Source organism: Enterobacter roggenkampii, assembly GCF_001729805.1.
Lineage (GTDB): Bacteria > Pseudomonadota > Gammaproteobacteria > Enterobacterales > Enterobacteriaceae > Enterobacter > Enterobacter roggenkampii.
In genome coordinates this window covers 4,126,909-4,153,481 of the sequence record NZ_CP017184.1, presented here as the reverse complement: position 1 = coordinate 4,153,481, position 26,573 = coordinate 4,126,909, and the positions used below count along the sequence as shown (strand labels likewise).

The following is a 26,573-nucleotide window of genomic DNA, read 5'->3' as shown; positions in this document are numbered from 1 at the left end:
AACTGTAGCAGGAAGGAACAGCATGACTGATGTAACTGTAAAATCGCTGGCTGCTGAGATTCAGACCTCCGTGGACCGCCTGGTACAGCAATTTGCTGATGCAGGGATCCCGAAGTCCGCTGATGACTCGGTGACCGCGCAAGAAAAACAAACCTTGTTAACGCACCTGAACCGTGAACACGGCTCTACGCCTGACAAGTTAACGCTGCAGCGCAAAACGCGTAGCACGTTAAACATCCCTGGTACCGGTGGCAAAAGCAAATCGGTACAAATTGAAGTCCGCAAGACGCGCACCTTTGTAAAACGTGATCCGCAAGAGGCAGAGCGCCTTGCCGCGGAAGAGCAGGCACAGCGTGAAGCGGAAGAACAAGCTCAGCGTGAGGCGGAAGCAGCCGCCAAACGTGAAGCAGAATTAAAAGCTGAACGTGAGGCCGCAGAAAAAGCGAAACGCGACGCAAGTGATAAAGTGAAGCGTGACGCTGCGGAAAAAGACAAAGTGAGCAATCAACAGACAGACGAAATGACCAAAACCGCCCAGGCTGAAAAAGCCCGCCGTGAAAATGAAGCTGCCGAGCTGAAGCGTAAAGCGGAAGAAGAAGCCCGCCGTAAGCTGGAAGAAGAAGCTCGCCGCGTCGCCGAAGAAGCGCGTCGCATGGCAGAAGAAAATGAGAAGAACGGTGTTGATACCGCTGAGCAGTCTGAAGACACCAGCGACTATCACGTGACCACTTCTCAGCACGCACGTCAGGCTGAAGATGATAACGACCGTGAAGTAGAAGGCGGCCGTGGCCGTGGTCGTAATGCAAAAGCAGCGCGTCCGGCGAAAAAAGGTAACAAGCACGCGGAATCCAAAGCTGACCGTGAAGAAGCACGTGCGGCTGTTCGCGGTGGTAAAGGCGGTAAGCGTAAAGGTTCCGCTCTGCAGCAGGGCTTCCAGAAGCCGGCTCAGGCCGTTAACCGTGACGTTGTGATCGGCGAAACCATTACCGTTGGCGAACTGGCGAACAAGATGGCGGTTAAAGGCTCTCAGGTCATCAAAGCAATGATGAAGCTGGGCGCGATGGCAACCATCAACCAGGTGATCGATCAGGAAACCGCACAGCTGGTTGCGGAAGAGATGGGCCACAAAGTTATCCTGCGTCGTGAAAACGAGCTGGAAGAAGCAGTAATGAGCGACCGTGACACAGGTGCTGCGGCAGAACCGCGCGCACCGGTAGTGACCATCATGGGTCACGTTGACCACGGTAAAACCTCGCTGCTTGACTACATTCGCTCTACCAAGGTTGCCTCTGGCGAAGCGGGTGGTATTACTCAGCACATCGGTGCATACCACGTAGAAACTGACAACGGTATGATCACCTTCCTTGATACCCCAGGCCACGCCGCGTTTACCTCCATGCGTGCTCGTGGTGCTCAGGCGACGGATATCGTTGTTCTGGTTGTTGCTGCAGACGACGGCGTCATGCCGCAGACCATCGAAGCTATCCAGCACGCGAAAGCAGCGGGTGTGCCGGTTGTGGTTGCAGTGAACAAGATCGATAAGCCAGAAGCGGATCCCGATCGTGTTAAAAACGAACTTTCCCAGTACGGTATCCTGCCGGAAGAGTGGGGCGGCGAAAGCCAGTTCGTACACGTGTCTGCGAAAGCGGGTACCGGTATCGACGAACTGCTGGACGCGATCCTGCTGCAGGCCGAAGTTCTGGAGCTGAAAGCCATCCGTAACGGTATGGCGAGCGGTGCGGTTATCGAATCCTTCCTGGATAAAGGACGTGGCCCTGTTGCTACCGTTCTGGTTCGTGAAGGTACGCTGCATAAAGGCGATATCGTTCTGTGCGGTTTCGAATACGGTCGCGTTCGTGCGATGCGTAACGAACTGGGTCAGGAAGTGCTGGAAGCAGGTCCGTCCATTCCAGTGGAAATCCTGGGTCTGTCCGGCGTTCCGGCTGCTGGTGACGAAGTGACCGTTGTGCGTGACGAGAAGAAAGCGCGTGAAGTGGCACTGTATCGTCAGGGCAAATTCCGTGAAGTTAAACTGGCTCGTCAGCAGAAATCTAAACTCGAGAACATGTTTGCCAACATGACCGATGGCGAAGTTCACGAAGTGAACATCGTTCTGAAAGCCGACGTTCAGGGTTCTGTGGAAGCGATCTCCGACTCCTTGCTGAAACTGTCTACCGACGAAGTGAAAGTGAAGATCATCGGTTCTGGCGTAGGTGGTATCACCGAAACCGACGCGACCCTGGCTGCTGCCTCCAACGCTATCCTGGTTGGCTTCAATGTTCGTGCGGATGCCTCAGCGCGTAAAGTGATTGAATCCGAAAGCCTGGATCTGCGTTACTACTCCGTCATCTATAACCTGATCGACGAAGTGAAAGCAGCGATGAGCGGTATGCTGTCTCCTGAGCTGAAACAGCAGATCATCGGTCTGGCTGAAGTACGTGACGTGTTCAAATCACCGAAATTCGGTGCGATCGCGGGCTGTATGGTTACCGAAGGTAACATCAAGCGTCACAACCCAATCCGCGTACTGCGTGACAACGTGGTTATCTACGAAGGCGAGCTGGAATCCCTGCGCCGCTTCAAAGATGACGTTAACGAAGTCCGTAACGGCATGGAATGTGGTATCGGCGTGAAGAACTACAACGACGTTCGCGTTGGCGATATGATCGAAGTGTTCGAGATCATCGAAATTCAGCGTACCATCGCTTAATTTCTGATTGTAAGCCGGGATCGCCTCGCGCCACCCGGCAATAATTTCAAAAAGGGGCTTTAGCCCCTTTTTTGTCTGGAGAATTTATTATGGCGAAAGAATTTGGTCGCCCTCAGCGCGTAGCGCAGGAAATGCAGAAAGAGATCGCACTCATTCTGCAACGTGAAATCAAAGACCCGCGCGTCGGCATGATGACCACCGTTTCCGGTGTGGAAATGTCCCGCGATTTGGCCTACGCAAAAGTGTTCGTCACCTTCCTGAACGATCAGGACGAAGCCGCAGTGAAGAACGGCATTAAAGCGCTGCAGGAAGCCTCTGGTTTCATCCGCTCTCTGCTCGGCAAAGCGATGCGCCTGCGTATCGTGCCTGAACTGACCTTCTTCTACGACAACTCGCTGGTCGAAGGTATGCGTATGTCCAACCTGGTGACCAGCGTGGTGAAACATGACGATGAGCGTCGTGTTAACCCGGCGGACGACAGCAAGGAGGACTGATGAGTCGTCCTCGTCGTCGTGGTCGCGACGTGCATGGTGTGCTGCTGCTGGATAAACCCCAGGGCGCTTCCAGCAACGACGTGCTGCAAAAAGTGAAGCGTATTTTTAACGCCAACCGAGCGGGCCACACCGGCGCGCTCGATCCGCTGGCAACCGGCATGCTGCCGATCTGCCTGGGAGAGGCGACAAAGTTTTCCCAGTATCTGCTCGACTCCGATAAGCGTTACCGCGTTATCGCTAAGCTGGGCCAGCGCACGGATACCTCCGACGCGGATGGTCAGGTCGTGGAAGAGCGTCCGGTGACCTTCAGTGCGGAGCAGCTTGATGCGGCGCTGGAGAGCTTCCGTGGGGAGACGATGCAGGTGCCGTCGATGTATTCGGCGCTAAAGTATCAGGGCAAAAAACTCTACGAATATGCGCGCCAGGGCATTGACGTCCCGCGTGAAGCCCGTCCGATTACCGTGTATGAGCTGCTCTTTATTCGCCACGAAGGTGATGAGCTGGAGCTGGAAGTGCACTGTTCGAAAGGGACCTATATTCGCACCATCATTGATGACCTCGGTGAAAAGCTGGGCTGCGGCGCGCATGTGATTTACCTGCGTCGCCTTGCGGTGAGCAAGTACCCGGTGGAGCGAATGGTGACCCTGGAACATCTGCGCGAGCTGGTTGAACAGGCTGAAGCGCAGGGGATCGCGCCGGCAGATTTGCTGGATCCGTTGCTGATGCCGATGGACAGTCCGGCTGCGGACTTCCCGGTTGTTAATCTTCCTTTAACATCGTCCGTTTACTTTAAGAACGGCAACCCGGTTCGTACGTCAGATGCGCCGCTGGAAGGCCTGGTACGCGTGACCGAAGGTGACGAAGGGAAATTCATCGGCATGGGCGAAATGGATGGCGAAGGGCGCGTTGCGCCGCGTCGTCTGGTCGTCGAATATCCGGTCGACGCGTGACGGTAATAACGGCTCACCTTGCGATAAGCAGGGGAGACGAGTAGAATATCGCCGCTTAACGCCTGGTAAATTGTTTAACAATCTGCGGGGCGTACATGGGATTGCTGAATTAGAGATCGGCATCCTTACATTCTTTATACTTTGGAGTTTGAAAATGTCTCTAAGCGTTGAAGCTAAAGCTAAAATCGTTTCTGAGTTTGGTCGTGGTACTAACGACAGCGGTTCTACCGAAGTTCAGGTTGCACTGCTGACTGCACAGATTAACCACCTGCAGGGTCACTTTGCAGAGCACAAAAAAGATCACCACAGCCGTCGTGGTCTGCTGCGTATGGTTTCTCAGCGTCGTAAACTGCTCGACTACCTGAAACGTAAAGATGTTGCACGCTACACCGCGCTGATCGAGCGTCTGGGTCTGCGTCGCTAAGTCTTGCGAGTTTCAGAAAAGGGGGCCTGATGGCCCCTTTTTTCAAGCAGACGGCAGCAATTCACTGGAAACTATTGTATTGTTGCTATAAATGATCTTCATTGCAGAGGTTCGCGCGGCTAATGAGAGGCTTCACCCAGGGGGGTGTTGGTTGTCATTAGTCGCGAGGATGCGAAGAAGGTCGGGTCAAATCGACAGCACACCGGTGGTGTGCTGTCAAACATTTAAGAAAGGACAGAACTTTGCTGAATCCGATCGTTCGTAAATTCCAGTATGGTCAACATACCGTCACGCTGGAAACCGGCATGATGGCACGTCAGGCGACTGCTGCCGTTATGGTAAGCATGGATGACACTGCGGTATTCGTTACCGTTGTGGGCCAGAAAAAAGCTAAACCAGGTCAGGACTTCTTCCCGCTGACCGTTAACTACCAGGAGCGTACCTACGCTGCCGGTAAAATCCCGGGTGGCTTCTTCCGTCGTGAAGGCCGTCCAAGCGAAGGCGAAACCCTGATCGCGCGTCTGATTGACCGCCCGGTTCGTCCGCTGTTCCCGGAAGGCTTCGTTAACGAAGTACAGGTTATCGCGACCGTTGTTTCCGTTAACCCACAGGTTAACCCGGACATCGTGGCGATGATCGGTGCGTCCGCTGCCCTGTCACTGTCTGGTATTCCATTCAATGGCCCAATCGGTGCCGCGCGCGTCGGTTACATCAACGACCAGTACGTGCTGAACCCAACTCAGGAAGAGCTGAAAGAAAGTAAGCTGGACCTGGTGGTTGCGGGTACCGAAGCCGCTGTGCTGATGGTTGAATCCGAAGCTGAACTGCTGAGCGAAGACCAGATGCTGGGCGCTGTGGTCTTCGGCCATGACCAGCAGCAGGTTGTTATCCAGAACATCAACGACCTGGTGAAAGAAGCCGGTAAACCACGTTGGGACTGGCAGCCAGAAGCGGCCAACGACGCGCTGAACGCACGCGTTGCAGCTCTGGCAGAATCTCGTCTGAGCGATGCGTACCGCATCACCGACAAACAGGAGCGTTACGCTCAGGTTGATGTGATCAAATCTGAAGTAACCGCGACCCTGGTTGCCGAAGACGAAACGCTGGACGCTAACGAAATTGGCGAAATCCTGCACGCCATTGAGAAAAACGTTGTTCGTAGCCGCGTGCTGGCTGGCGAGCCGCGTATCGATGGCCGTGAAAAAGACATGATCCGTGGTCTGGATGTGCGTACTGGCGTGCTGCCACGTACTCACGGTTCTGCGCTGTTCACCCGTGGTGAAACGCAGGCGCTGGTTACCGCGACCCTGGGTACAGCCCGTGACGCGCAGATCATCGACGAACTGATGGGCGAGCGCACTGACAGCTTCCTGTTCCACTACAACTTCCCTCCGTACTCCGTAGGTGAAACCGGCATGGTTGGCTCACCGAAGCGTCGTGAAATTGGTCACGGTCGTCTGGCGAAGCGCGGCGTGCTGGCAGTGATGCCAGAAGCAGACAAATTCCCGTACACCGTACGTGTAGTGTCTGAAATCACCGAATCCAACGGTTCCTCTTCCATGGCTTCCGTGTGTGGTGCCTCTCTGGCGCTGATGGATGCAGGCGTGCCAATCAAAGCCGCCGTTGCGGGTATCGCAATGGGCCTGGTGAAAGAAGGCGACAACTATGTTGTTCTGTCTGACATTCTGGGCGACGAAGACCACCTGGGCGATATGGACTTCAAAGTAGCGGGTTCCCGCGACGGTATCTCTGCGCTGCAGATGGATATCAAAATTGAAGGTATCACCAAAGAGATCATGCAGGTTGCGCTGAACCAGGCTAAGGGTGCACGTCTGCACATCCTGGGCGTGATGGAACAGGCTATCAACGCGCCACGCGGTGATATCTCTGAATTCGCACCGCGTATTCACACCATCAAGATCAATCCAGACAAGATCAAAGATGTTATCGGTAAGGGCGGTTCCGTAATCCGTGCGCTGACCGAAGAGACCGGCACCACCATCGAAATCGAAGATGACGGTACCGTGAAGATCGCAGCAACCGACGGCGAGAAAGCGAAATTCGCGATCCGTCGCATCGAAGAAATCACTGCAGAAATCGAAGTGGGCCGCGTGTATGCAGGTAAAGTGACCCGTATCGTTGACTTTGGTGCGTTCGTTGCCATCGGCGGCGGTAAAGAAGGTCTGGTTCACATCTCTCAGATCGCTGACAAGCGCGTTGAGAAAGTGACCGATTACCTGCAGATGGGTCAGGAAGTGCCGGTTAAAGTTCTGGAAGTCGATCGCCAGGGCCGTATCCGTCTGAGCATTAAAGAAGCAACCGAGCAGTCTCAGCCAGCTGCTGCGCCAGAAGCACAGGCAGCAGAACAGCAAGGCGAGTAAGTTGCCATTTGCCCTCCGCTTTGCGGAGGGCCTATTATCAGGCAGGACGCCTTGTTAAGCCGCCGGGGGACAGGACGTTCATCCAATAGTTGTCTTCGGGAGTGGGAAATGAAGCCTTTTTTGCGCTGGTGTTTCGTTGCGACAGCTTTAACGCTGGCAGGATGCAGCAACTCTGCCTGGCGTAAGAGCGAAGTCCTCGCAGTGCCATTGCAACCGACTTTGCAGCAGGAAGTGATCCTGGCACGCATGGAACAAATACTTGCCAGTCGGGCTTTAACCGATGACGAACGCGCACAGCTTTTATATGAGCGCGGAGTGTTGTATGATAGTCTCGGTCTGAGGGCATTGGCGCGAAATGATTTTTCACAAGCGCTGGCTATCCGACCTGATATGCCTGAAGTATTCAATTACTTAGGCATTTATTTAACGCAGGCAGGCAATTTTGATGCTGCCTATGAAGCGTTTGATTCTGTACTTGAGCTTGATCCAACTTACAACTACGCGCACTTGAATCGCGGTATCGCATTGTATTACGGCGGTCGTGACAAGTTAGCGCAAGATGATCTGCTGGCGTTTTATCAAGACGATCCTAATGATCCTTTCCGTAGCCTGTGGCTTTACATCGTTGAGCGGAAGCTCGATGAGAAGCAGGCAAAAGAGGCACTGAAACAGCGCTTCGATAAATCGGACAAGGAACAGTGGGGATGGAACATTGTCGAGTTCTACCTGGGCAACATTAGCGAAGCAACGCTGATGGAACGCCTCAAGGCGGACGCAACGGATAACACCTCGCTCGCTGAGCATCTCAGTGAAACCAACTTCTATTTAGGTAAGTACTACCTAAGTCTGGGGGATAAGGACAGCGCTACGGCACTGTTCAAATTAGCGGTTGCTAACAACGTACACAACTTCGTTGAGCACCGTTATGCATTGTTGGAATTATCGCTCTTGGGCCAGGAGCAAGACGACCTGGCAGAATCGGACCAGCAATAGCTGACGACATAAACATCAGCCCGTAATCTTTTGATTGCCATCACCTTAACTGGTGAGGGCGTTGTTGTTCGTCAATACACCTACTTTGAGCCGGTTCACACTTTTCAATGAAAATTGCTAATCATTTTCACGATGAGCTAAGTAGACTGGCCGCCATTGACATTGAGGCACTCGTACTACATGGCTGAATTCGAAACCACTTTTGCAGATCTGGGCCTGAAGGCTCCTATCCTTGAAGCCCTTAACGATCTGGGTTACGAAAAACCATCTCCGATCCAGGCTGAGTGTATCCCACACCTGCTTTCTGGTCGTGACGTGCTGGGCATGGCCCAGACTGGTAGCGGTAAAACTGCAGCGTTTTCGCTGCCGCTGCTGAACAACATTGATCCGGACCTGCGTGCACCGCAGATCCTCGTTCTGGCTCCAACCCGTGAACTGGCTGTTCAGGTTGCAGAAGCCATGACGGAATTCTCTAAACATATGCGCGGCGTAAACGTGGTTGCCCTGTACGGCGGCCAGCGTTATGACGTGCAGTTACGCGCCCTGCGCCAGGGCCCACAGATTGTTGTCGGTACGCCGGGCCGTCTGCTGGATCACCTGAAGCGCGGTACCCTGGACCTCTCTAAACTGAGCGGTCTGGTACTGGATGAAGCAGATGAAATGCTGCGTATGGGCTTCATCGAAGACGTTGAAACCATCATGGCGCAGATCCCGGACGGTCATCAGACCGCGCTGTTCTCTGCCACCATGCCGGAAGCGATTCGTCGTATCACCAAACGCTTCATGAAAGAACCTCAGGAAGTGCGTATTCAGTCCAGCGTAACCACTCGCCCGGACATCAGCCAGAGCTACTGGTCTGTATACGGCATGCGTAAAAACGAAGCGCTGGTACGTTTCCTGGAAGCGGAAGATTTTGATGCGGCGATTATCTTCGTTCGTACCAAAAATGCGACCCTGGAAGTGGCTGAAGCCCTGGAGCGTAGCGGCTACAACAGCGCAGCGCTGAACGGCGACATGAACCAGGCCCTGCGTGAGCAGACTCTGGAGCGTCTGAAAGACGGTCGTCTGGATATCCTGATTGCAACCGACGTGGCAGCACGTGGTCTGGACGTTGAGCGTATCAGCCTGGTTGTTAACTACGACATCCCGATGGATTCCGAGTCTTACGTTCACCGTATCGGCCGTACCGGTCGTGCGGGTCGTGCTGGCCGTGCGCTGCTGTTCGTTGAGAACCGCGAGCGTCGTCTGCTGCGTAACATCGAACGCACCATGAAGCTGACCATTCCAGAAGCGGACCTGCCAAACGCAGAGCTGCTGGGCAAACGCCGTCTGGAAAAATTCGCCGCCAAAGTACAGCAGCAGCTGGAAAGCAGCGATCTGGATCAGTACCGTGCGCTGCTGTCGCAGATTCAGCCTGTTGCTGAAGGCGAAGAGCTGGACATGGAAACCCTGGCTGCAGCACTGCTGAAAATGGCTCAGGGCGAACGTAGCCTGATCGTGCCACCAGATGCACCGATGCGTCCTAAGCGTGAATTCCGTGACCGTGACGACCGCTTCGAACGTCGTGGCGACCGTAACGATCGTGGCCCACGTGGTGACCGTCCAGAGCGTGGTGGTGAAGACCGTCCTCGTCGTGAACGTCGCGACGCAGGCGATATGGAACTGTACCGCATTGAAGTGGGCCGTGATGATGGTGTTGAAGTTCGTCACATCGTTGGCGCTATCGCTAACGAAGGCGACATCAGCAGCCGTTACATTGGTAACATCAAGCTGTTCGCCTCCCACTCTACCATCGAGCTGCCGAAAGGCATGCCGGGTGAAGTACTGCAGCACTTTACGCGTACCCGCATCCTGAACAAGCCGATGAACATGCAGCTGCTGGGCGATGCACAGCCACGCCCTGACCGTGGCGGCGAACGTCGTGGCGGTGGTCGCGGTTTCGGCGGCGAGCGTCGTGAAGGCGGTCGCAGCGAAGGTCGCGGTGGTGAAGGTCGTCGTTTCTCCGGCGAGCGCCGTGAAAGCCGTGGCCCGCGTCGTGAAGAAGGCACCAGCCGTCGTCGTTTCGGTGACGCGTAAGCCTTACGCTTTTGACGTAAAGTAAAATATACAGCCCCGATACATGCTATCGGGGCTTTTTTTATTCCCTTTGTACTCTTGTACTGGTACAGTGCGTCGCATTAAAATGCAGAACCGCATGATTGACTGGAGAAAAGGCTGTATGGCGACACTAACCACCACCCAAACGTCACCTTCGCTGCTTGGCGGCGTGGTGATCATCGGCGGAACCATTATAGGTGCCGGGATGTTCTCCCTGCCCGTGGTCATGTCCGGTGCGTGGTTCTTCTGGTCGCTGGCCGCGCTGGTCTTTACCTGGTTCTGTATGCTCCATTCCGGGCTAATGATCCTCGAAGCCAACCTGAACTACCGCATTGGCGCGAGCTTCGACACCATCACCAAAGACCTGCTGGGCAAAGGCTGGAACCTGGTGAACGGGCTGTCCATCGCGTTTGTGCTCTATATCCTGACCTACGCGTATATCTCGGCAAGCGGTTCGATTCTGCATCACACCTTCTCGGAGATGTCGCTGAACGTACCGGCGCGTCTGGCCGGGCTGTGCTTTGCGCTGGGCGTGGCGTTTATCGTCTGGATGAGTACCAAAGCGGTGAGCCGGATGACGGCGATCGTGCTGGGCGCGAAGGTCATCACCTTCTTCCTGACCTTCGGCAGCCTGCTGGGGCACGTGACGCCTGCCACGCTGTTTAACGTTGCCGAAGTAAATACCTCCTATACGCCGTACCTGCTGATGACCCTGCCATTCTGCCTGGCGTCGTTTGGCTACCACGGTAACGTGCCGAGCCTGATGAAGTACTACGGCAAAGATCCGCGCACGATTGTGAAGTGTCTGGTCTACGGCACGCTGCTGGCGCTGGCGCTGTACGTCATCTGGCTGCTCGGGACGATGGGCAATATCCCGCGCCCGGAGTTTATCGGTATTGCGCAGAAGGGCGGTAACATTGATGTGCTGGTGCAGGCCCTGAGCGGCGTGCTGAACAGCCGCAGCCTGGATTTGCTGCTGGTGATCTTCTCTAACTTCGCGGTGGCGAGCTCTTTCCTCGGCGTGACGCTGGGCCTGTTTGACTACCTGGCGGATCTGTTTGGCTTTGATGACTCTGCGATGGGCCGCTTCAAAACCGCGCTGCTGACCTTCCTGCCGCCGATTGTGGGCGGCCTGCTGTGGCCGAACGGTTTCCTGTACGCCATCGGCTATGCCGGTCTGGCGGCGACCATCTGGGCGGCGATTGTGCCGGCGCTGTTGGCCCGCAAATCACGTAAACGCTTCGGCAGCCCGAAATTCCGCGTCTGGGGCGGCAAGCCGATGATTGCGCTGATCCTGGTGTTTGGCGCAGGCAATGCCCTGGTACACGTGCTGTCGAGTTTTAATCTGCTGCCTGTGTATCAATAAACAGAAAGCCCGGTGGCGCTACGGTATGAACCGGAAACATGGGTAACACTTTAGACCGGATACATGGGTAACAGTTATAACTGGCATAGAAGAGGAGACTCGCTATGCCCTGGACTGAGACCCGACCTATGCAACGCCTTGATTTTATCCGTGCCTGCCATGCAGGTACGGACTCCTTCTCCGCTCTTTGCCGTCTTTTTGGTATCAGCCGCAAAACCGGCTACAAATGGCTTCAGCGTTTTGACCCTTCTGACCTGTCCTCTCTCTCTGACCGGTCGCGCGCACCATGCTCTCACTCCCGGACGGTTCCTGATGAGGTCGTCGGACACCTGACTGCCCTGCGTCAGAAACACCCTGACTGGGGCCCGAAAAAACTGCGGATGTGGCTCCTCAATCATCACGTCGATTTTACCGTTCCTGCTGCCAGCACTGTCGGCGATATCCTCAAGCGTGAAGGCCTGGTACCTGACAGAAAGAGAAAGCGCAGAACGCCGGGGAATCGCCGGCCTCTGACCAGCATCAGTGAAAACAATCAGGTCTGGAGCGCTGATTTTAAAGGCAAGTTCAGGCTGCTGAGCAGAGAGTACTGTCATCCCTTCACCCTGACCGACAACCACAGCCGGTATCTGCTGAGCTGCCGTGGAACGGACCGTGAGAGCGAGCCCTTCGTCAGGCACTGTCTGACGGAGGCGTTCCTGGAGTACGGTCTGCCGGACGTTCTGAGAACCGATAATGGTCAGCCCTTCGCAGGGACGGGTATCGCCGGGTTAAGTCGCCTTGCCGTCTGGCTGATAAAGCTGGGCGTCAGACCGGAGCGTATCCGGCGGGGCCATCCCGAAGAGAACGGGCGGCACGAACGCATGCACCGTTCCCTGAAAAGTGCGCTGGCGCAGGGGAACACCTTCATGACGATGGAAGAACAACAGCGGTGGTTCAGTGACTACCGGGAAGAATTTAACTACGAAAGACCGCATGAAGCCCTGGCGGGTGCAACGCCCGGAACGGTGTGGCACCCCTCGAAGCGACAGTGGGATGGCCGTGTTCCTGACTATGCCTATCCGTCAGGAGGAACGGTCTACAGGGTGAAATCGAGGGGGACACTCTATATGGGGAAAAAGGGGACGGTGTTCCTGAGTGAAGCGCTGACTGATGAGTACATCATGCTGGAAGAACAGGATGATGGCCTGGAGGCCATCATCTTCAACGGAATAACGCTTGCGTACTACGACCGAAAAACCCAGAGTGTGGTGCGGATAGACTAAAAGTGTTACCTATGTTCCCGGTCTGATCTGTCACCTATGTATCCGGTCATACACTACGCTTACCGGGCCTACAGGGATGGCGTAGGCCGGATAAGGCGAAGCCGCCATCCGGCAAAAAACTACCCCAATATCTCCTCTTTCACCTGCATGGCCAAATCAAACGAATGCAAACGTGCCTGGTGATCGAAAATCTGACCGTTAACCATAATTTCATCCGCCTGCGTTTCGCGCAGCACCGCCTCCAGCCCGTGACGCACTTTCGCTTTATCGCCTACCAGCGACATGCTCAGCGCCTGCTGAACGCCATACTGCTCTGAAGCTGACCACAGCTGATGCATATTCTCCACCGGCGGCGGAAGCTGGCCCGTCTCACCGCGACGCAGCTTCACAAACGCCTGCTGCATGGAGGTGAACAGGAATTCCGCGTCGCGATTGCTGTCGGCGGCAATAATGTTGATACAGACCATCGCGTACGGTTTCTCCAGACGCTCGGACGGTTTGAAGTGCGTGCGGTAAAGATGCAGCGCCTGATGCAGCATATCCGGTGCGAAATGCGAGGCAAACGCAAACGGCAGCCCCAGCTGGGCGGCAAGCTGCGCGCTGTAGAGGCTTGAGCCCAACAGCCATACCGGGATCTTCTCGCCGTAACCCGGTACCGGGCGCACGTGCGGGTTCGGGTCACGCGCGTCGAACCAGTCCACCAGTTCGGCCACGTCGCGCGGGAAGTTGTCGATATCGCCGCTCATATGGCGGCGCAGGGCGCGCATGGTCGGCTGATCGCTACCCGGCGCACGGCCAATCCCTAAATCAATACGGCCCGGATAGAGGGTATTCAGCGTGCCGAACTGCTCGGCGATCACCAGCGGGGCGTGGTTCGGCAGCATCACGCCGCCGGAGCCCAGGTGCAGCGTGGTGGTGTTTGCCGCCAGATAACCAATCAGTACCGAGGTGGCGGCGCTGGCAATGCCCACCATGTTGTGGTGTTCGGCCAGCCAGTAGCGGTGATAGCCACGCTTTTCGGCCAGCTGAGCCAGATCCAGAGAGTGCGAAAAGGCTTCTCTTGCCGAGGAGTCTTGTGGGATCGGCGCCAGATCCAGCACCGAAAACGGAAGGGTTTTGTCAGTCATAACAGCTCACTTTGTCGACGGTGAATCTTTAATACTGCATTAAAAAATGATAACCGTTGTTAACAAAGTGAGCCTTTTTTAGGCCTGCAGTTCCAGCCCGGCCAGACGCTTCCAGTAGCCGTTACAGTCGCTGTTTGCCGTCAGCGGCAGCGGAGCAGCGCCGTTTTCGTTAGCGCGGAAGGCGTCCAGCATCGCGAACACGCCGGTATCCAGCGGCGACAGGCGCACCATATCGACCAGCCCGTCCATCGACGCCAGCTCGTTGCCGAGGTTATAGACATAGCCGCTCATGGTCTGAATACCGTTGAGAACAAACACCTGCTGATTCTCCTGGGACAGCATGCTGCGCCCGTTCGGATACTTAATACAGCAGGTTTCGCACTCGTCTTTCGGACGGTCTTCCGAGCGTGCGGTAAAGCAGCGGGCGGAATAGGCCAGCGGCAGATGCCCGTAGCTCAGCACCTCCACTTCAAACTTGTTGCGAATGCCCAGCTCTTCACACTGCGTGAGCAGGTTTGCCAGCCAGTCGCGGGAGAGTTCCACCGGCATGCACCAGCGCGTCATCCCCTGTTTGAGCAGCAGGCGCAGGGTCACCGCGTTGTAGCAGTTCAGGGCATGACCCGCGACAAACGGCAGCTTGCGCTCGGCACACATGTTCACCACGCCGAGATCGCTCGCTTCCAGCAGGAATTCGCCGTTCTCAACGTAGCGTTTCAGCTCGCCCAGTTCAGAAGAGGCCTGCACCAGCGCGAGCGTGGAAAGCACCACCTGTTTGCCGCTTCCCGCCAGGCTTTTTGCCATCTCCAGCCAGTCGCCCACTTTCGTCGCCCGACGTTTGCTGCACACCGCTTCGCCGAGGTAAATCACATCGGCGCTGCTGGTGGCGGCCTGTTGGTAAAAATCTTCCAGCGTCTCTTTTGGCCAGTAGTAAAGCACCGGCCCTAATGAATATTTCATGATTTTCTCACTGCCATTTACGGTGATACGCGCCCAGCGTGGTTTGCGTGCCTTCGGACATCGATCCGAGCGTTTCCATCCAGGCCTGCTGCGGCGCGTAGTTCTGCGGGTCCGCCATGCAGCGGTCGATAGCCTGACGCCACACTTTCGCCACCTGGCTCACGTACGCCGGGCTGCGCTGGCGACCTTCAATTTTCACCGAGGCGATATTGGCCGCCAGCAGTTCCGGCAGCAGCTCCAGCGTGTTAAGGCTGGTGGGCTCTTCCAGCGCGTGGTAACGCTCGCCGTCCACCAGATAGCGGCCTTTACACAGGGTGGGATAACCGGCGTTTTCACCGTCCTGATAGCGGTCAATCAGCACTTCGTTCAGGCGTGATTCCAGCCCCTGCGGCGTTTGCTGCCAGCGGACAAAGCGGGCAGGGGAGCAGGCCCCGACGGTATTTGGCGACTCGCCGGTTAAATACGAGGAAAGATAGCAACGGCCTTCGGCCATAATGCACAGGCTACCAAAGGCAAAAACTTCCAGCGGCACTGGCGTGACGCGTGCGAGTTGCTTAACCTGATGAATAGAGAGTACGCGCGGCAGCACCACGCGGGCCACGTCAAAGTTTCGGTGATAAAAACGCACGGCCTCTTCGTTGGTGGCAGATGCCTGAACAGAGACGTGGCGCTCAATATGGGGATAGCGTTCTGCCGCATACTCAAGCATGGCGAGGTCGGCCAGAATCAGCGCATCGGCACCCAGCTGTGCCGCCATATCCACCGCGCGCTGCCAGCGGGCGTAGCCGTCAGGATGAGCAAAGGTATTGATGGCGATATGCAGCTTGCGGCGGTGCTGGTGAACGAAGTTAACGGCTTCCTGAAGCTTTTTCTCCGTAAAGTTGAGGCCAGCAAAATGGCGGGCATTGGTGTCATCTTTCAGCCCGATATAGACCGCATCGGCCCCATTTTCGATGGCCGCCTTAAGCGCCGGAAGGTTTCCGGCAGGGCAGAGCAGCTCCATAATTTATCCTGATGTTGTCGATCGCAAAAATGTTAACGAGCTGGGATTTTAATTAACCCATACGCGACAATTTTTGATTTAAGGCAGCTAATGGCGTATTGATGGCACCAATAATGAGGTTGTCCGGACGACGGTTTGTTGATTTACGCCGCTATGTTATGCGTCGGATATGGCAAAATAGCAGGACTATAGATATCAGGGAGTAAAGCTCGTGCTGGATAAACTGCGTTCACGTCTCGTACAATTTGGCCCATCAATGCTGAGCATGCCGGTAAAACTGGCGCCGTTCGCGCTTAAACGTCAGGTGCTGGAGCAGGTCCTGAGCTGGCAGTTCCGCCAGGCGCTGCAGGATGGCGAGCTGGAATTCCTGGAAGGCCGCTGGTTGAGCATTGAGGTACGTGACATCGGGCTGCGCTGGTTTACCTCCGTTGAGAATGACCAGCTGATCGTCCGCGAAACCGCCGAGGCGGACGTGAGCTTTAGCGCCAACGCCAGCGATCTGCTGATGATCGCCGCGCGCAAGCAGGATCCGGATACGCTCTTCTTCCAGCGCCGTCTGGTGATTGAAGGCGACACGGAGCTGGGCCTGTACGTTAAGAATTTAATGGATGCCATTGAGCTGGAGCAGATGCCGAAAGCGCTGCGCGTGATGTTAATGCAAATGGCAGATTTCGTTGAGGCCGGGCTGAAAACCCCGCCGGACAGTAAACACACTTCAGTAGGTGAGCCATGCTGATTCGAGTCGAAATTGGGATTGATGCACCGGGTATCGATGCGTTATTACGCCGCTCTTTTGAGAGTGATGCGGAAGCCCAACTGGTCCACGATCTCCGTGAAGACGGCCTGATCACGCTGGGGCTGGTTGCCACCGATGATGAAGGTCAGGTGGTGGGCTATGTTGCTTTCAGTCCGGTCATCGTTCAGGGCGAAGAGCTGCAGTGGGTCGGTATGGCACCGCTGGCGGTGGATGAAAACTATCGCGGGCAGGGGCTGGCGCGCCAGCTGGTCTATGAAGGGCTGGATTCGCTCAATGAGTTCGGTTATGCGGCCGTTGTAACGCTGGGCGATCCGGCATTCTATGGCCGTTTGGGCTTCGAGCAGGCCGCGCATTACGATCTGCGCTGCCGCTGGCCGGGTACGGAATCCGCTTTCCAGGTGCACCGTCTGGCGGACGACGCGCTCAACGGCGTCAATGGTCTGGTTGAATACCACGACCATTTCAATCGCTTTTAATCAGGCTCTCGCGTAGCGCCTCAAAGGAGCCGTCTCCGGTCACGAGGCGCTCTTTCTGGCGCTTCGTCAGCTGTTTGATGCGGTATTCCAGCCTGAGCGCCAGCGATCGGTCACCGACGGGCGCCGAAAAGGCGAGCTGTAATTCTCCTTTCCCCCGCAGCGCTTTTGCCCCTTTCCCCGTTTGATGTTGTAAAAAACGCCGCGCCACATCGGTGGTGATCCCGGTGTAGAGTGCGTTATCAGCGGTTCGGACAAGATAGAGAAACCAGCACACGGTAAACAGATTCAGTATGTTAAGGTGGACGCACCATAGCATGAGAGAGAACGAAAATGGAAACACTGGCCGCCATTAACCGCTGGCTGGCGAAGCAGCACGTCGTCACCTGGTGCGTCTACAGCGAGGGTGAGATGTGGTGCGCAAACGCGTTTTACTACTACGATCCGGAGCGCGTCGCATTTTACGTCATGAGCGAAGACAAAACGCGTCATGCGCAGATGGCTGGTCAGCAGGCAAAAGTCGCGGGCACGGTAAATGGCCAGCCGAAGACAGTCGCGCTGATCCGTGGGGTACAGTTTAAGGGGGAAATCCGTCGCCTGGACGGAGAAGAGAGCGACGCGCGTCGCAAGCACTACACGCGCCGCTTTCCGGTCGCCGCTGCGCTAAAAGCCCCGGTGTGGGAAATCCGCCTCGATGAGCTGAAATTTACCGACAACACCCTGGGCTTTGGCAAGAAGCTGCACTGGTTACGCGCCGAGCAGGCGTAGCGCTTCGCGGTTAAACGCCGGGAGATCGTCCGGGGTCCGGCTGGTGATCAACTGGTCTTTGTCGTTGACCACCTCCTGATCGTAAAACTCGGCCCCCGCATTTTTCAGATCGATAACGATCGGTTTCACCGCCGTGAGCTTACGCCCGCGTACAACCTCCGCGCTGATGAGCAGCTGCGGCCCGTGACAGATGGCAAAGACCGGTTTGCCGGTAGAGACAAAGTCCCGGGTGAAGGTCACGAAGCGCTCGTCTCCGCGCAGGGAATCCGGTGAATGGCCGCCGGGTAAAAGCAGGGCGTCAAAATCTGAGGGGCTCACGTTATCGATAGTCTCGTCGATGGTCACGCTGGCCTCGCCCTTATGACCTTTCACCGTTTTGCCCGCCTCTTTCTCGATGGTGATGACCTCATGTCCCGCCTTGCGGAACGCCTCTGCAGGAGAGGTGAATTCTGAATCTTCAAACTCGTCGGTAATCAAGACTGCGATTTTCTTGCCCATGCTTCCTCCGTTGTTTTGGCTTCAGACTGATTTTTCTCCGCTTGTGGTAAATACTTACCTGTAACAGACTTCTAAGTGTGGTCGACGACGCCGAGTTCGCAAACGGACAATTCTGTAAAGGGGATACGATGAGTCAGGTATTGATTACCGGTGCTACCGGATTAGTGGGCGATCATCTGCTGCGGCTGCTGATTCAGGATCGCCGCGTGAACTACATCGCCGCCCCGACGCGTCGACCGCTGGTGGACATCTCCGGGGTCTTTAATCCGCACGATCCCCAACTGACGGATGCGCTGGCGCAGGTCCAGGACCCGATTGATATCGCCTTTTGCTGTCTGGGCACCACGCGGCGGGAGGCGGGGAGCAAAGAGGCATTTATCCACGCCGACTATACGCTGGTGGTGGACACCGCGCTTACGGCGAAAAAGCTGGGAGCCAGACATTTTCTGGTGGTCAGCGCGCTGGGCGCCAGTGCCGGATCGCCTTTCTTCTACAACAAGGTGAAGGGCAAGATGGAGGATGCGCTGATTGCGCAGAAATGGGAGCAGCTGACGATTGTGCGCCCCTCAATGCTGATCGGCCACCGGGACGAGCGCCGCTTTAACGAGTCGATATTTGCCCCGCTGTTTCGGATCCTGCCCGGCAACTGGAAATCTATCGAGGCGCGGGACGTTGCGCGTGCGATGTTAAAAGAGGGACTGGCTCCGTCGAAAGCGGGCGTAAACATTATCCCTTCGGCAAAACTGCGTGAAATCGCGCAGGGCGAGGCGTAAACTCCCCCGGCTAATTACTCATACTCTCCGGGGAATGCTATGACTGGTCAGTCTTCATCTCAGGCGGCAACACCTGTTCAATGGTGGAAGCCCGCACTCTTCTTTCTCGTGGTCATTGTTGGCCTTTGGTACGTGAAATGGCAGCCGTACTACGGCAAAGCCTTCACCGCCGCCGAAACGCACAGCATCGGTAAATCTATTCTCGCTCAGGCGGATGCCAGCCCGCTTCAGGCGGCGTGGGACTACGCCATGGTCTACTTCCTTGCCGTCTGGAAGGCCGCCGTCTTAGGCGTGATCCTGGGCTCACTGATTCAGGTGCTGATCCCGCGCAACTGGCTGATGAAAACCCTCGGTCAGCCGCGCTTTCAGGGGACGCTGCTGGGAACGATCTTCTCCCTGCCGGGCATGATGTGCTCCTGCTGCGCTGCGCCCGTGGCGGCAGGGATGCGCCGCCAGCGCGTGTCGATGGGCGGCGCGCTGGCGTTCTGGATGGGCAACCCGCTGCTCAATCCGGCGACGCTGGTGTTTATGGGCTTTGTCCTGGGCTGGCATTTCGCGTTCATTCGTCTGGTGGCCGGACTGCTGACCGTGCTGGTGGTGGCGACGCTGGTGCAGAATCTGGTGAAGGATAAGGCGCCAGAGTCCGCGTCTGTTGAGCTGGACGTCAGCGAGCCGCAGGGCGGGTTCTTTGCGCGCTGGGGCAGGGCGCTATGGCAGCTTTTCTGGAGCACCATCCCGGTCTATATCCTGGCGGTGCTGGTTCTCGGGGCGGCGCGCGTCTGGCTCTTCCCGCATGCGGATGGCGCTATCGACAACACGCTGTTGTGGGTCATTGCAATGGCCGTTGCAGGCTGCCTGTTTGTGATCCCTACCGCCGCAGAAATTCCTATTGTTCAGACCATGATGCTGGCCGGCATGGGCACCGCACCGGCACTGGCATTGCTCATCACGTTACCGGCCATCAGCCTGCCGTCGCTGATTATGCTGCGTAAGTCATTCCCGGCGAAAGCGCTATGGCTCACCGCGGGGCTGGTGGCGTTGAGCGGGGTGATGGTGGGAAGTATTGCGCTTCTGTGAAAAACGCCCGGTGGCGCTACGCTTACCGGGCCTACAAAAAAATCCCCTCACTTGAGGGGATTTTTTTATTTAATGTAAGTAAACGCGGTGGTGACGTGCTTCACGCCGCTCACCCGGCTGGCGATATCGGCCGCCGCTTTCCCTTCACGTTCGGTCACCAGACCCAGCAGGAACACTTCACCGTTTTCCGTTGTCACCTTCACGTTAGAAGATTTCACCTGGTCCGAGCCCAGCAGCTGGGAACGTACTTTGGTGGTGATCCAGGTATCGGAAGAGGCATCACCCAAACCAATTGGCTTGCCCTGACGCACTTCGTTAAACACCTCTGTGGTCCCTTCAACGCCCATCGCAATCTGTTTCGCTCGCGAGGCGAGCTCCATATTCGGCGCCTGGCCTGCCAGCAGCACTTTGCCCTGATAAGCCGTCACGTTGATACGCGCCTCTTTCTTGATCTGTTCGTCTTTCGACAGCGCACTGTTGACGCGCAGCTCCAGCGTACCGTCATCCACCTGTGTTCCCACAGTGCGCGGATCGGTTGCCGCTTTGGTGCCTACTGCGGCGGTACCCACAACGGCCGCAGCGATACATCCCTGAAGCAGTAATGCAGACATAAGGACTGCGAGGGTCGATAAAGCCTTCATAAGAACTCCTTAATCATCCTGGTGAGGGAAAAGCGTGTTATCGATCAAGTCACATAAGCAGTTCACCGTGAGCATATGCATCTCCTGTATGCGTGCGCTCCGGTGAGAGGGAATGCGGATTTCCACATCCTGCGGCCCAAGCAGACCCGCCAGTTCACCCCCGTCATAGCCGGTTAAGGCCACGATGGTCATGTCGCGGGTGACGGCGGCTTCAACAGCTTTGACAATATCCCGGCTATTGCCGCGCGTGGAGATGGCCAGCAGCACATCTCCGGCATGACCCAGGGCTCGCACCTGCTTTGCGTAAATTTCGTCATGCAGACGATCGTTAGCAATCGCCGTTAAGACCACATTATCGGTATTAAGTGCAATGGCAGGTAAACTGGGACGTTCTGTTTCAAAACGATTGATCATGCTGGCAGCAAAATGCTGTGCGTTGGCGGCTGACGTGCCGTTGCCACAACAGAGGATTTTGTTGCCGTTTAGCAGGGATTGCACCAGCGTCATTGCGGCACGCGAGATAGCATCCGGAAGGGCTTCCGCCGCGGCAATCTGAGTCTGGATGCTTTCTGTGAAGCACACTTTAATTCTTTCGAGCACGTTATCCCTTTTAAATCTTAATTATGCGTCTTCGCCAAAAGCGTTTTTAAGCCATTCGATCTCATTTCCGGTGAAGGCTATCACATCGAACCGGCAATCCACAGTATCAAAACTCCCATTATGGCGGGCAAGCCACAAGTGGGCAGTCTGTAATAATTTATGTTGTTTGGCGAGCGTCACGCTGGCGGCAGCACCGCCAAAACGGGAGGACTGTCGAAAGCGCACTTCTACAAACACGGTGACCTGACCATCTTTCATGATCAGGTCGATTTCGCCACCACGTCCACGGACGTTGGCGGCGATAAAACGCAGTCCTTTGCCTTCAAGCCAGCGACGCGCCTTTAACTCCCACGCATCGCCGGTTTGTTTGCGGCTTAACTGGCCGGGACGATCTGCCCCTGCTGGTATTTGAGCCATGATAACTTCCTGTTAATCACACAATCCTGGGTCGCGGTCAGATCGCCGGTGTTGCCGTTAAGCTCGAAGCCCGGCACCTGACGCATCTGGGTAAAGTGGTTCGCCAGCGCCCACGCATCAACCCCCATCGCATACAGACGCGCCAGAGAGTAATCGTTACGCACCGCGCTCAGCGCCTGCTGCATCAGGGATGGATTGCTGCCGGCCAGCATCGGGATTTCGCTGTACTGCAGACCGTCCATTTCCAGACGGAAATCCGGGCCTGCGGTGCCCTGTGCGCTGCGGGAGCTGGCGTAGAGCGTTGCGCCGCTCTGGCTGCCGTTACGCATCGCAATCATCGGTTTGATAAAGGCGATCTCCTGCGGCGTGGCAACGATATAGGCCGCATCCACTTTACCGCCACCGCTAATCTGCGCGTCGGTAGGCGGCGCAGGGATCGTCAGGCCGCCAATCGTCACGCCCTGCTGCTGTGGCAGGCTCGCGGTGACCGGGCTACCGTTAAGTGCGATACCCGCCCCGCCGTTTACGCCTGCGCGCAGTTCAGAGACGGAACCGAATTTCTGCTGCAGCACCACGCCGCCGCCCAGCTTCTGCCACTCATCGGCAAAGGCATTGGCCACGCGATCGCCCAGCGTGCTGCGTGGGATGAGCAGCAGCGGAGCCTGCTTACCCTGCTCATGAATATGACGCGCCGCATCGCGGGCTTCATCTTCTGGAGAGAGCGCGAAGTAGCAGATATTCGCCCGGTTCTGAACCTGCTCTGGCTGGTTGAGCGCCAGCACGTTCAGCGTGGTATTGCTCTTCATCAGCTCTTCCACGTTGTTCTTCAGCAGCGGACCGACAACGATGCTCGCCCCGTCCTGCTGTACCTGCGCCAGCACCTGGTCAAGCGGCTGCGAGCTGGTGTCGTAGATTTTCAATTCAGCGCCCGGGTTGGCGCTGGTGGTTGCCACGGCCTGCGGCTGCGTGGCAGGTTGAGCCGCGGGTTGTGCAGGCTGCTGTTGAGGCTGTTCTGCTGTTGTGGCAGGAGCTGGCGCCGTTTGCGTCTCGGCCGGAGCCTGGGCTGCAGGTGCTGCTGTAGCCGGTGCAGCTTCAGCTGGAGGCGTCGTCGGGGCCGTCACAGGGTTTTGCATCGTGCCCTGCGCTGGCGTTTGCGCCGTGGTCAGGTCGCTGGTCTCTGCGGCGGATGGGCTGACAACATCATTATTCACATTAGCCGCCTGGGCTGCCTGTGCGGGAACGGCGCTGCCGGCTACCGACGTCGTGCCGTTTTTCGCCGCTTCAAAACCCTGCTGAATGGTACGTCCAAACACCGCCGCCTGGCCGTTGAGCGGCAGAAGCAGGGCGATTTTGCTGGTGGAAGCTGGCTTAAAGTTCTGCACGTTCACCAGCTGGGTTGGCAGCATTTTCGCGCCCGGGTTTTGCGGGTAGCGCGTCTGCCAGTCCGTAATGCCGGCTTTCAACATTTTTGGATCGCTGCGGTTGTTAAACCACATCTGCTGCAGATCCAGCCAGCCCTGCAGGACGTTTTCATCGGCGTTGATGACCAGCGCCTGCGCCTGTTCCTGCGTCATCGACGCCAGCGCTTGCCAGGTGGCATCAATATTTTTCTGCTTATCAGCACCGCCAAGCAGCGGCTCTTGCGCGACGAGCGCGCGGAGCAGCGTCAGGGAAGGGCGTCCCTGCTCAGCGGTAATACCCGCCTGCCAGAAGCGCGCCTGCTGGTTTTTATCCAGCGCGCTTACGTCGATATCACCGAGGATCTTCTTCGCCGCGGCGTAATCTTTCAGCGCGACTTTCAGCTCGGCAGAGAGCAGGCTCTGCTCGCGACGCTGCGCGTCGTTAAGATCTTTTGGCAGCTGGTTAAACAGTTCGGCTGCCCGCTGGGTTTTACCCTCTTTCAGCAGTGCACGAATGGCGAGTAATTGCCAGTTGGTCTTGGTATCATTTGAACTCTGCGACATTTGTTGCAGATAAAAGCCAGAATCAGCCTGAGCAGAACCCTGGAGATGGGCGGTGCTCTGGTCAGGTGCCTGGGTGCCACAGCCTGCAAAGATCAGGGCTGCCAGCAGAAGCGGCACGCTGCGCGTGGCTTTTTTTCGAAGAAACGTTAACGGTACCATACTGTATCCAGTGATTTTTTTTACGCAATGCTCAATATTAAATCGGCAATACGGACGAAACAATGAAACAACACGAAACGGCAGATAATTCTCAAGGCCAGCTTTATATTGTACCTACTCCTATCGGGAATTTGTCTGATATTACCCAACGTGCGCTGACCGTACTGCAAGCTGTTGATTTAATTGCTGCTGAAGACACCCGTCATACCGGCTTACTGCTGCAACATTTCGCGATTAACGCCCGTTTGTTTGCGCTGCACGATCACAATGAGCAACAAAAAGCCGAAACGCTGGTGGCGAAGCTGAAAGAGGGGCAAAACATTGCCCTGGTCTCCGATGCCGGTACGCCGCTGATCAACGATCCGGGCTATCACCTGGTGCGTACCTGTCGCGAAGCCGGTATTCGCGTTGTGCCCCTGCCGGGACCGTGCGCCGCGATTGCGGCGTTAAGCGCCGCAGGTCTGCCGTCTGACCGTTTCTGCTATGAAGGCTTTCTGCCTGCTAAATCAAAAGGCCGCCGCGACGTCTTAAAAGAGCTGGAAGCGGAACCGCGCACCCTAATTTTCTACGAATCCACGCACCGCCTGCTGGAGAGCCTGGAAGATATGGTGACCGTCTGGGGGGAAGGCCGCTACGTGGTGCTGGCGCGCGAGCTGACCAAAACCTGGGAAACCATCCACGGCGCACCGGTGGGCGAGCTGCTGGCGTGGGTGAAGGAAGACGAAAACCGCCGCAAAGGTGAAATGGTGCTGATTGTCGAAGGGCACAAGGCGGAAGAAGACGCCCTTCCTGCCGACGCGCTGCGCACGCTGGCGCTGCTGCAGTCGGAACTGCCGCTGAAGAAAGCGGCGGCACTGGCGGCGGAGATCCACGGCGTGAAGAAAAATGCGTTGTATAAGTATGCGCTGGAGCAGCAGGGGGAGTAAGGCATCCCCTGCCGGTTTTTGCCGGGTGGCGGCTACGCCTTATCCGGCCCACGGATCGTTATGTGTCTTTTAGCTAGCAGGTATCGCCTCAACCTGGAAGGTTTGCGGCGTGTCCGACGGGTTACCTAAATGCGGGATAAATGTGGGACGGAAAATCACGTCACCGGTGCCGGGTTAAACACCGCCAGCTGATTATGTAATCCCCATTGGTCCGAGAAGGTTTTCTTTCGCCCGCTGGCGACATCCAGAATGAAGTGGAACAGCTTCCAGCCCACGTCCTCAATGCTCTCTTCTCCGGTGGCGATGGTGCCCGCGTTAATATCCATTAAGTCATACCAGCGGTTTGCCAGCTCGGTGCGGGTCGCCATCTTGATCACCGGCACCGCCATCAGGCCGTACGGCGTGCCGCGCCCGGTGGTAAAGACCTGTACCGTAATGCCGGATGCCACCTGCTGCGTGCCGCACACAAAATCGCTGGCCGGCGTTGCCGCGTAGATAAGGCCGCGTTTCGTCGGGCGCTGGCCCGGAGAGAGCACTTCTGCAATGGCGCTCTGCCCGGATTTGGCAATAGAGCCGAGGGCTTTTTCCACCACGTTTGCCAGGCCGCCTTTCTTGTTGCCCGGAGACGGGTTGGCGCTGCGGTCGGTTTTGCCCATATCGAGATAGTTATCGTACCAGGCCATCTCCTCCAGCAGTCGCTTGCCGACCTCTTTATTAACGGCGCGCGGCGTCAGCAGATGGATGGCGTCACGCACTTCAGTCACCTCGGAGAACATCACCGTGGCGCCGCAGCGAACAAGCAGATCGGACGCATAGCCCACCGCCGGGTTGGCCGTCACGCCGGAGAAGGCATCGCTGCCGCCGCACTGGGTTCCGACCACCAGCTCCGACGCCGGGCACGTTTCGCGCTGGCGGCGGTTGAGCTTGTCCAGATGGCGTTCTGCCACCTGCAAAATATCGTCGACCATTGAGCGGAAACCGACGTGGCGTTCGTCCTGCAGGCGCACGATACTGGCCTCGTCTGCCGGGATGGCTTTGACATCCTCGGTACCCTGCAGCAGGCGTTCTGGCTGCAATTTTTCACAGCCGAGGCCAATGATCATCACCTCGCCGCCAAAGTTGGGGTTCAGGGCGATATTGTGGATGGTCCGGATAGGCACCACCGCAGCGGGCGCGTTAATCGCCACGCCGCAGCCGTAGAGGTGGTTCAGTCCCACCACGCCGTCGACGTTCGGGTATTTTGGCAGCAGATCGCGTTCGATGATTTTCACCACGTAATCCACGACGCCCGCCACGCAGTGCACGCTGGTGGTAATGCCGAGCAGATTTTTAGTGCCGACGCTGCCGTCCGCATTGCGATACCCTTCAAAGGTATAGCCTTCCAGCGGGGGAAGCGGTTCCGGCACGCGGGTTGCCAGCGGAAGCGTGTTCAGCGGCGGCGCTTCTGGCAGCGCCACCAGCGACTCCTCCACCCAGCTTCCCTGCGGTATCGAACGAACGGCATAGCCGATGACTTCACCGTAACGCACAATTTCGCTTTCAGCAGGGATATCCACCAGGGCGACTTTATGTCCCTGCGGAACATGCTCAGTCAGTTCCAGCCCGTCCGGGAAGCAGGTTCCTGCTTTTAAGCCATTGTCGTTGACGATAATCGCCACGTTATCGGCGTCGTGCACTTTTATATAAAACGCCGTCGGCGGTGCCTGTCGAATTTCAATGTCGGCCATTGGTCAGTATTCTCCAGCAAAATTCTGAT

General features: G+C 56.7%; 26 protein-coding genes. 16 read left to right on the top strand and 10 right to left on the bottom strand.

Annotated features, from left to right (window positions below; genetic code table 11):
* Positions 1-22 precede the first annotated feature (22 nt).
* The 10 genes from infB (at position 23) to BFV67_RS19355 (ending at position 12,677) form a co-directional block, all read left to right on the top strand.
* On the top strand, positions 23-2,710 hold the full coding sequence (gene infB, locus BFV67_RS19395) for a translation initiation factor IF-2 (RefSeq protein ID WP_008501472.1): 2,688 nt from the start codon (positions 23-25) through the stop codon (positions 2,708-2,710).
* A gap of 89 nt (positions 2,711-2,799) precedes the next feature.
* On the top strand, positions 2,800-3,204 hold the full coding sequence (rbfA, locus tag BFV67_RS19390) for a 30S ribosome-binding factor RbfA (RefSeq protein ID WP_003024988.1): 405 nt from the start codon (positions 2,800-2,802) through the stop codon (positions 3,202-3,204).
* Positions 3,204-4,154, top strand: coding sequence for a tRNA pseudouridine(55) synthase TruB (gene truB, locus BFV67_RS19385; protein WP_025912549.1), 951 nt, complete (start codon positions 3,204-3,206; stop codon positions 4,152-4,154). Before rbfA ends, truB begins: the two co-directional genes overlap by 1 nt.
* Positions 4,155-4,308: 154 nt before the next feature.
* Positions 4,309-4,578: a 30S ribosomal protein S15 gene (rpsO, locus tag BFV67_RS19380; RefSeq protein ID WP_003861789.1), complete on the top strand. Its 270-nt coding sequence runs from the start codon at positions 4,309-4,311 to the stop codon at positions 4,576-4,578.
* Between the two features lie 242 nt (positions 4,579-4,820).
* Positions 4,821-6,959 (top strand): polyribonucleotide nucleotidyltransferase, encoded by a 2,139-nt coding sequence (pnp, locus tag BFV67_RS19375; RefSeq protein WP_008501475.1) that lies wholly within the window; start codon positions 4,821-4,823, stop codon positions 6,957-6,959.
* Between the two features lie 108 nt (positions 6,960-7,067).
* Positions 7,068-7,952 carry a lipoprotein NlpI gene (gene nlpI / locus BFV67_RS19370; RefSeq protein WP_008501476.1) on the top strand — a complete coding sequence of 295 codons (885 nt, stop codon included), beginning with the start codon at positions 7,068-7,070 and terminating at the stop codon, positions 7,950-7,952.
* A 107-nt stretch (positions 7,953-8,059) separates the two neighbouring features.
* Positions 8,060-8,140, top strand: coding sequence for a protein YrbN (gene yrbN, locus BFV67_RS24930; RefSeq protein WP_100122156.1), 81 nt, complete (start codon positions 8,060-8,062; stop codon positions 8,138-8,140).
* Positions 8,133-10,028, top strand: a complete 1,896-nt coding sequence (locus BFV67_RS19365; protein ID WP_021242253.1) for a DEAD/DEAH family ATP-dependent RNA helicase — start codon at positions 8,133-8,135, stop codon at positions 10,026-10,028. Before yrbN ends, BFV67_RS19365 begins: the two co-directional genes overlap by 8 nt.
* Positions 10,029-10,170: 142 nt before the next feature.
* A complete protein-coding gene (mtr, locus tag BFV67_RS19360) occupies positions 10,171-11,415 on the top strand; it encodes a tryptophan permease (protein WP_008501478.1) in 1,245 nt (414 codons plus the stop codon).
* Positions 11,416-11,543: 128 nt separating this feature from the next.
* Positions 11,544-12,677 (top strand): integrase core domain-containing protein, encoded by a 1,134-nt coding sequence (locus BFV67_RS19355; RefSeq protein ID WP_235610607.1) that lies wholly within the window; start codon positions 11,544-11,546, stop codon positions 12,675-12,677.
* 119 nt (positions 12,678-12,796) lie between these two features.
* Here BFV67_RS19355 and BFV67_RS19350 read toward each other — a convergent pair whose 3' ends face one another.
* The 3 genes from BFV67_RS19350 to ubiU all read right to left on the bottom strand — a co-directional run bounded on the left by BFV67_RS19350 (position 12,797) and on the right by ubiU (position 15,764).
* Positions 12,797-13,804: a luciferase-like monooxygenase gene (locus tag BFV67_RS19350; protein ID WP_069598821.1), complete on the bottom strand. Its 1,008-nt coding sequence runs from the start codon at positions 13,802-13,804 to the stop codon at positions 12,797-12,799.
* 78 nt (positions 13,805-13,882) lie between these two features.
* Positions 13,883-14,761 (bottom strand): U32 family peptidase, encoded by an 879-nt coding sequence (locus tag BFV67_RS19345; RefSeq protein WP_021242250.1) that lies wholly within the window; start codon positions 14,759-14,761, stop codon positions 13,883-13,885.
* Positions 14,762-14,768: 7 nt separating this feature from the next.
* Positions 14,769-15,764 (bottom strand): ubiquinone anaerobic biosynthesis protein UbiU, encoded by a 996-nt coding sequence (gene ubiU, locus BFV67_RS19340; RefSeq protein ID WP_021242249.1) that lies wholly within the window; start codon positions 15,762-15,764, stop codon positions 14,769-14,771.
* A 211-nt stretch (positions 15,765-15,975) separates the two neighbouring features.
* Here ubiU and ubiT point away from each other — a divergent pair, with 211 nt between their 5' ends.
* Both ubiT and BFV67_RS19330 read left to right on the top strand, forming a co-directional pair.
* Positions 15,976-16,500, top strand: a complete 525-nt coding sequence (gene ubiT, locus BFV67_RS19335) for a ubiquinone anaerobic biosynthesis accessory factor UbiT (RefSeq protein WP_069598820.1) — start codon at positions 15,976-15,978, stop codon at positions 16,498-16,500.
* Positions 16,494-16,997, top strand: a complete 504-nt coding sequence (locus BFV67_RS19330) for a GNAT family N-acetyltransferase (RefSeq protein WP_021242248.1) — start codon at positions 16,494-16,496, stop codon at positions 16,995-16,997. Before ubiT ends, BFV67_RS19330 begins: the two co-directional genes overlap by 7 nt.
* On the opposite strand, the gene BFV67_RS19325 is transcribed toward BFV67_RS19330, so the two are convergent.
* Positions 16,984-17,313, bottom strand: a complete 330-nt coding sequence (locus BFV67_RS19325) for a GIY-YIG nuclease family protein (protein ID WP_008501484.1) — start codon at positions 17,311-17,313, stop codon at positions 16,984-16,986. The two genes, BFV67_RS19330 and BFV67_RS19325, sit on opposite strands and share 14 nt — an antisense overlap.
* A gap of 14 nt (positions 17,314-17,327) precedes the next feature.
* Between BFV67_RS19325 and BFV67_RS19320 the strand changes: the two genes are divergently transcribed.
* Complete coding sequence (locus BFV67_RS19320; RefSeq protein WP_021242247.1) at positions 17,328-17,762, top strand: YhbP family protein; 435 nt, start codon at positions 17,328-17,330, stop codon at positions 17,760-17,762.
* Here the strand turns inward: BFV67_RS19320 and BFV67_RS19315 are convergent.
* Positions 17,742-18,260 (bottom strand): type 1 glutamine amidotransferase domain-containing protein, encoded by a 519-nt coding sequence (locus BFV67_RS19315; RefSeq protein ID WP_008501486.1) that lies wholly within the window; start codon positions 18,258-18,260, stop codon positions 17,742-17,744. The two genes, BFV67_RS19320 and BFV67_RS19315, sit on opposite strands and share 21 nt — an antisense overlap.
* 128 nt (positions 18,261-18,388) lie before the next feature.
* On the opposite strand from BFV67_RS19315, the gene BFV67_RS19310 reads away from it, so the two are divergent.
* Both BFV67_RS19310 and BFV67_RS19305 read left to right on the top strand, forming a co-directional pair.
* Complete coding sequence (locus tag BFV67_RS19310) at positions 18,389-19,033, top strand: NAD(P)H-binding protein (protein WP_023326160.1); 645 nt, start codon at positions 18,389-18,391, stop codon at positions 19,031-19,033.
* A gap of 39 nt (positions 19,034-19,072) precedes the next feature.
* Entirely contained in the window at positions 19,073-20,110 is a 1,038-nt protein-coding gene (locus tag BFV67_RS19305; protein WP_021242245.1) for a permease, read from the top strand.
* Positions 20,111-20,175: 65 nt separating this feature from the next.
* On the opposite strand, the gene dolP is transcribed toward BFV67_RS19305, so the two are convergent.
* The 4 genes from dolP to BFV67_RS19285 are packed head-to-tail and all read right to left on the bottom strand — an operon-like array spanning position 20,176 to position 23,891.
* Positions 20,176-20,751, bottom strand: coding sequence for a division/outer membrane stress-associated lipid-binding lipoprotein (gene dolP / locus BFV67_RS19300; RefSeq protein ID WP_008501489.1), 576 nt, complete (start codon positions 20,749-20,751; stop codon positions 20,176-20,178).
* Positions 20,752-20,760: 9 nt separating this feature from the next.
* A complete protein-coding gene (gene diaA, locus BFV67_RS19295; RefSeq protein WP_003861754.1) occupies positions 20,761-21,351 on the bottom strand; it encodes a DnaA initiator-associating protein DiaA in 591 nt (196 codons plus the stop codon).
* A gap of 21 nt (positions 21,352-21,372) precedes the next feature.
* Entirely contained in the window at positions 21,373-21,768 is a 396-nt protein-coding gene (locus BFV67_RS19290; protein WP_023616281.1) for a YraN family protein, read from the bottom strand.
* Positions 21,726-23,891, bottom strand: coding sequence for a penicillin-binding protein activator (locus BFV67_RS19285; RefSeq protein WP_025912546.1), 2,166 nt, complete (start codon positions 23,889-23,891; stop codon positions 21,726-21,728). Before BFV67_RS19285 ends, BFV67_RS19290 begins: the two co-directional genes overlap by 43 nt.
* A 62-nt stretch (positions 23,892-23,953) precedes the next feature.
* On the opposite strand from BFV67_RS19285, the gene rsmI reads away from it, so the two are divergent.
* Positions 23,954-24,817, top strand: a complete 864-nt coding sequence (rsmI, locus tag BFV67_RS19280; protein WP_023294650.1) for a 16S rRNA (cytidine(1402)-2'-O)-methyltransferase — start codon at positions 23,954-23,956, stop codon at positions 24,815-24,817.
* 155 nt (positions 24,818-24,972) lie between these two features.
* Here the strand turns inward: rsmI and garD are convergent, their stop codons facing one another.
* Entirely contained in the window at positions 24,973-26,544 is a 1,572-nt protein-coding gene (gene garD, locus BFV67_RS19275) for a galactarate dehydratase (RefSeq protein WP_069598819.1), read from the bottom strand.
* Positions 26,545-26,573 lie beyond the last annotated feature (29 nt).

What these genes read in the sequence shown, in the direction of transcription:
- BFV67_RS19365 (WP_021242253.1), top strand. Translation starts at nt 8,133, where the DNA reads ATGGCTGAATTCGAAACCACTTTTGCAGATCTGGGCCTGAAGGCTCCT.
- mtr (WP_008501478.1), top strand. Translation starts at nt 10,171, where the DNA reads ATGGCGACACTAACCACCACCCAAACGTCACCTTCGCTGCTTGGCGGC.
- BFV67_RS19290 (WP_023616281.1), bottom strand. Translation starts at nt 21,768, where the DNA reads ATGGCTCAAATACCAGCAGGGGCAGATCGTCCCGGCCAGTTAAGCCGC.
- BFV67_RS19285 (WP_025912546.1), bottom strand. Translation starts at nt 23,891, where the DNA reads ATGGTACCGTTAACGTTTCTTCGAAAAAAAGCCACGCGCAGCGTGCCG.
- truB (WP_025912549.1), top strand. Translation starts at nt 3,204, where the DNA reads ATGAGTCGTCCTCGTCGTCGTGGTCGCGACGTGCATGGTGTGCTGCTG.
- BFV67_RS19315 (WP_008501486.1), bottom strand. Translation starts at nt 18,260, where the DNA reads ATGGGCAAGAAAATCGCAGTCTTGATTACCGACGAGTTTGAAGATTCA.
- BFV67_RS19325 (WP_008501484.1), bottom strand. Translation starts at nt 17,313, where the DNA reads ATGCTATGGTGCGTCCACCTTAACATACTGAATCTGTTTACCGTGTGC.
- rpsO (WP_003861789.1), top strand. Translation starts at nt 4,309, where the DNA reads ATGTCTCTAAGCGTTGAAGCTAAAGCTAAAATCGTTTCTGAGTTTGGT.
- BFV67_RS19310 (WP_023326160.1), top strand. Translation starts at nt 18,389, where the DNA reads ATGAGTCAGGTATTGATTACCGGTGCTACCGGATTAGTGGGCGATCAT.
- BFV67_RS19330 (WP_021242248.1), top strand. Translation starts at nt 16,494, where the DNA reads ATGCTGATTCGAGTCGAAATTGGGATTGATGCACCGGGTATCGATGCG.
- yrbN (WP_100122156.1), top strand. Translation starts at nt 8,060, where the DNA reads ATGAAAATTGCTAATCATTTTCACGATGAGCTAAGTAGACTGGCCGCC.
- BFV67_RS19350 (WP_069598821.1), bottom strand. Translation starts at nt 13,804, where the DNA reads ATGACTGACAAAACCCTTCCGTTTTCGGTGCTGGATCTGGCGCCGATC.
- rbfA (WP_003024988.1), top strand. Translation starts at nt 2,800, where the DNA reads ATGGCGAAAGAATTTGGTCGCCCTCAGCGCGTAGCGCAGGAAATGCAG.
- BFV67_RS19345 (WP_021242250.1), bottom strand. Translation starts at nt 14,761, where the DNA reads ATGAAATATTCATTAGGGCCGGTGCTTTACTACTGGCCAAAAGAGACG.
- BFV67_RS19320 (WP_021242247.1), top strand. Translation starts at nt 17,328, where the DNA reads ATGGAAACACTGGCCGCCATTAACCGCTGGCTGGCGAAGCAGCACGTC.
- rsmI (WP_023294650.1), top strand. Translation starts at nt 23,954, where the DNA reads ATGAAACAACACGAAACGGCAGATAATTCTCAAGGCCAGCTTTATATT.
- nlpI (WP_008501476.1), top strand. Translation starts at nt 7,068, where the DNA reads ATGAAGCCTTTTTTGCGCTGGTGTTTCGTTGCGACAGCTTTAACGCTG.
- ubiU (WP_021242249.1), bottom strand. Translation starts at nt 15,764, where the DNA reads ATGGAGCTGCTCTGCCCTGCCGGAAACCTTCCGGCGCTTAAGGCGGCC.
- garD (WP_069598819.1), bottom strand. Translation starts at nt 26,544, where the DNA reads ATGGCCGACATTGAAATTCGACAGGCACCGCCGACGGCGTTTTATATA.
- infB (WP_008501472.1), top strand. Translation starts at nt 23, where the DNA reads ATGACTGATGTAACTGTAAAATCGCTGGCTGCTGAGATTCAGACCTCC.
- BFV67_RS19305 (WP_021242245.1), top strand. Translation starts at nt 19,073, where the DNA reads ATGACTGGTCAGTCTTCATCTCAGGCGGCAACACCTGTTCAATGGTGG.
- BFV67_RS19355 (WP_235610607.1), top strand. Translation starts at nt 11,544, where the DNA reads ATGCAACGCCTTGATTTTATCCGTGCCTGCCATGCAGGTACGGACTCC.
- dolP (WP_008501489.1), bottom strand. Translation starts at nt 20,751, where the DNA reads ATGAAGGCTTTATCGACCCTCGCAGTCCTTATGTCTGCATTACTGCTT.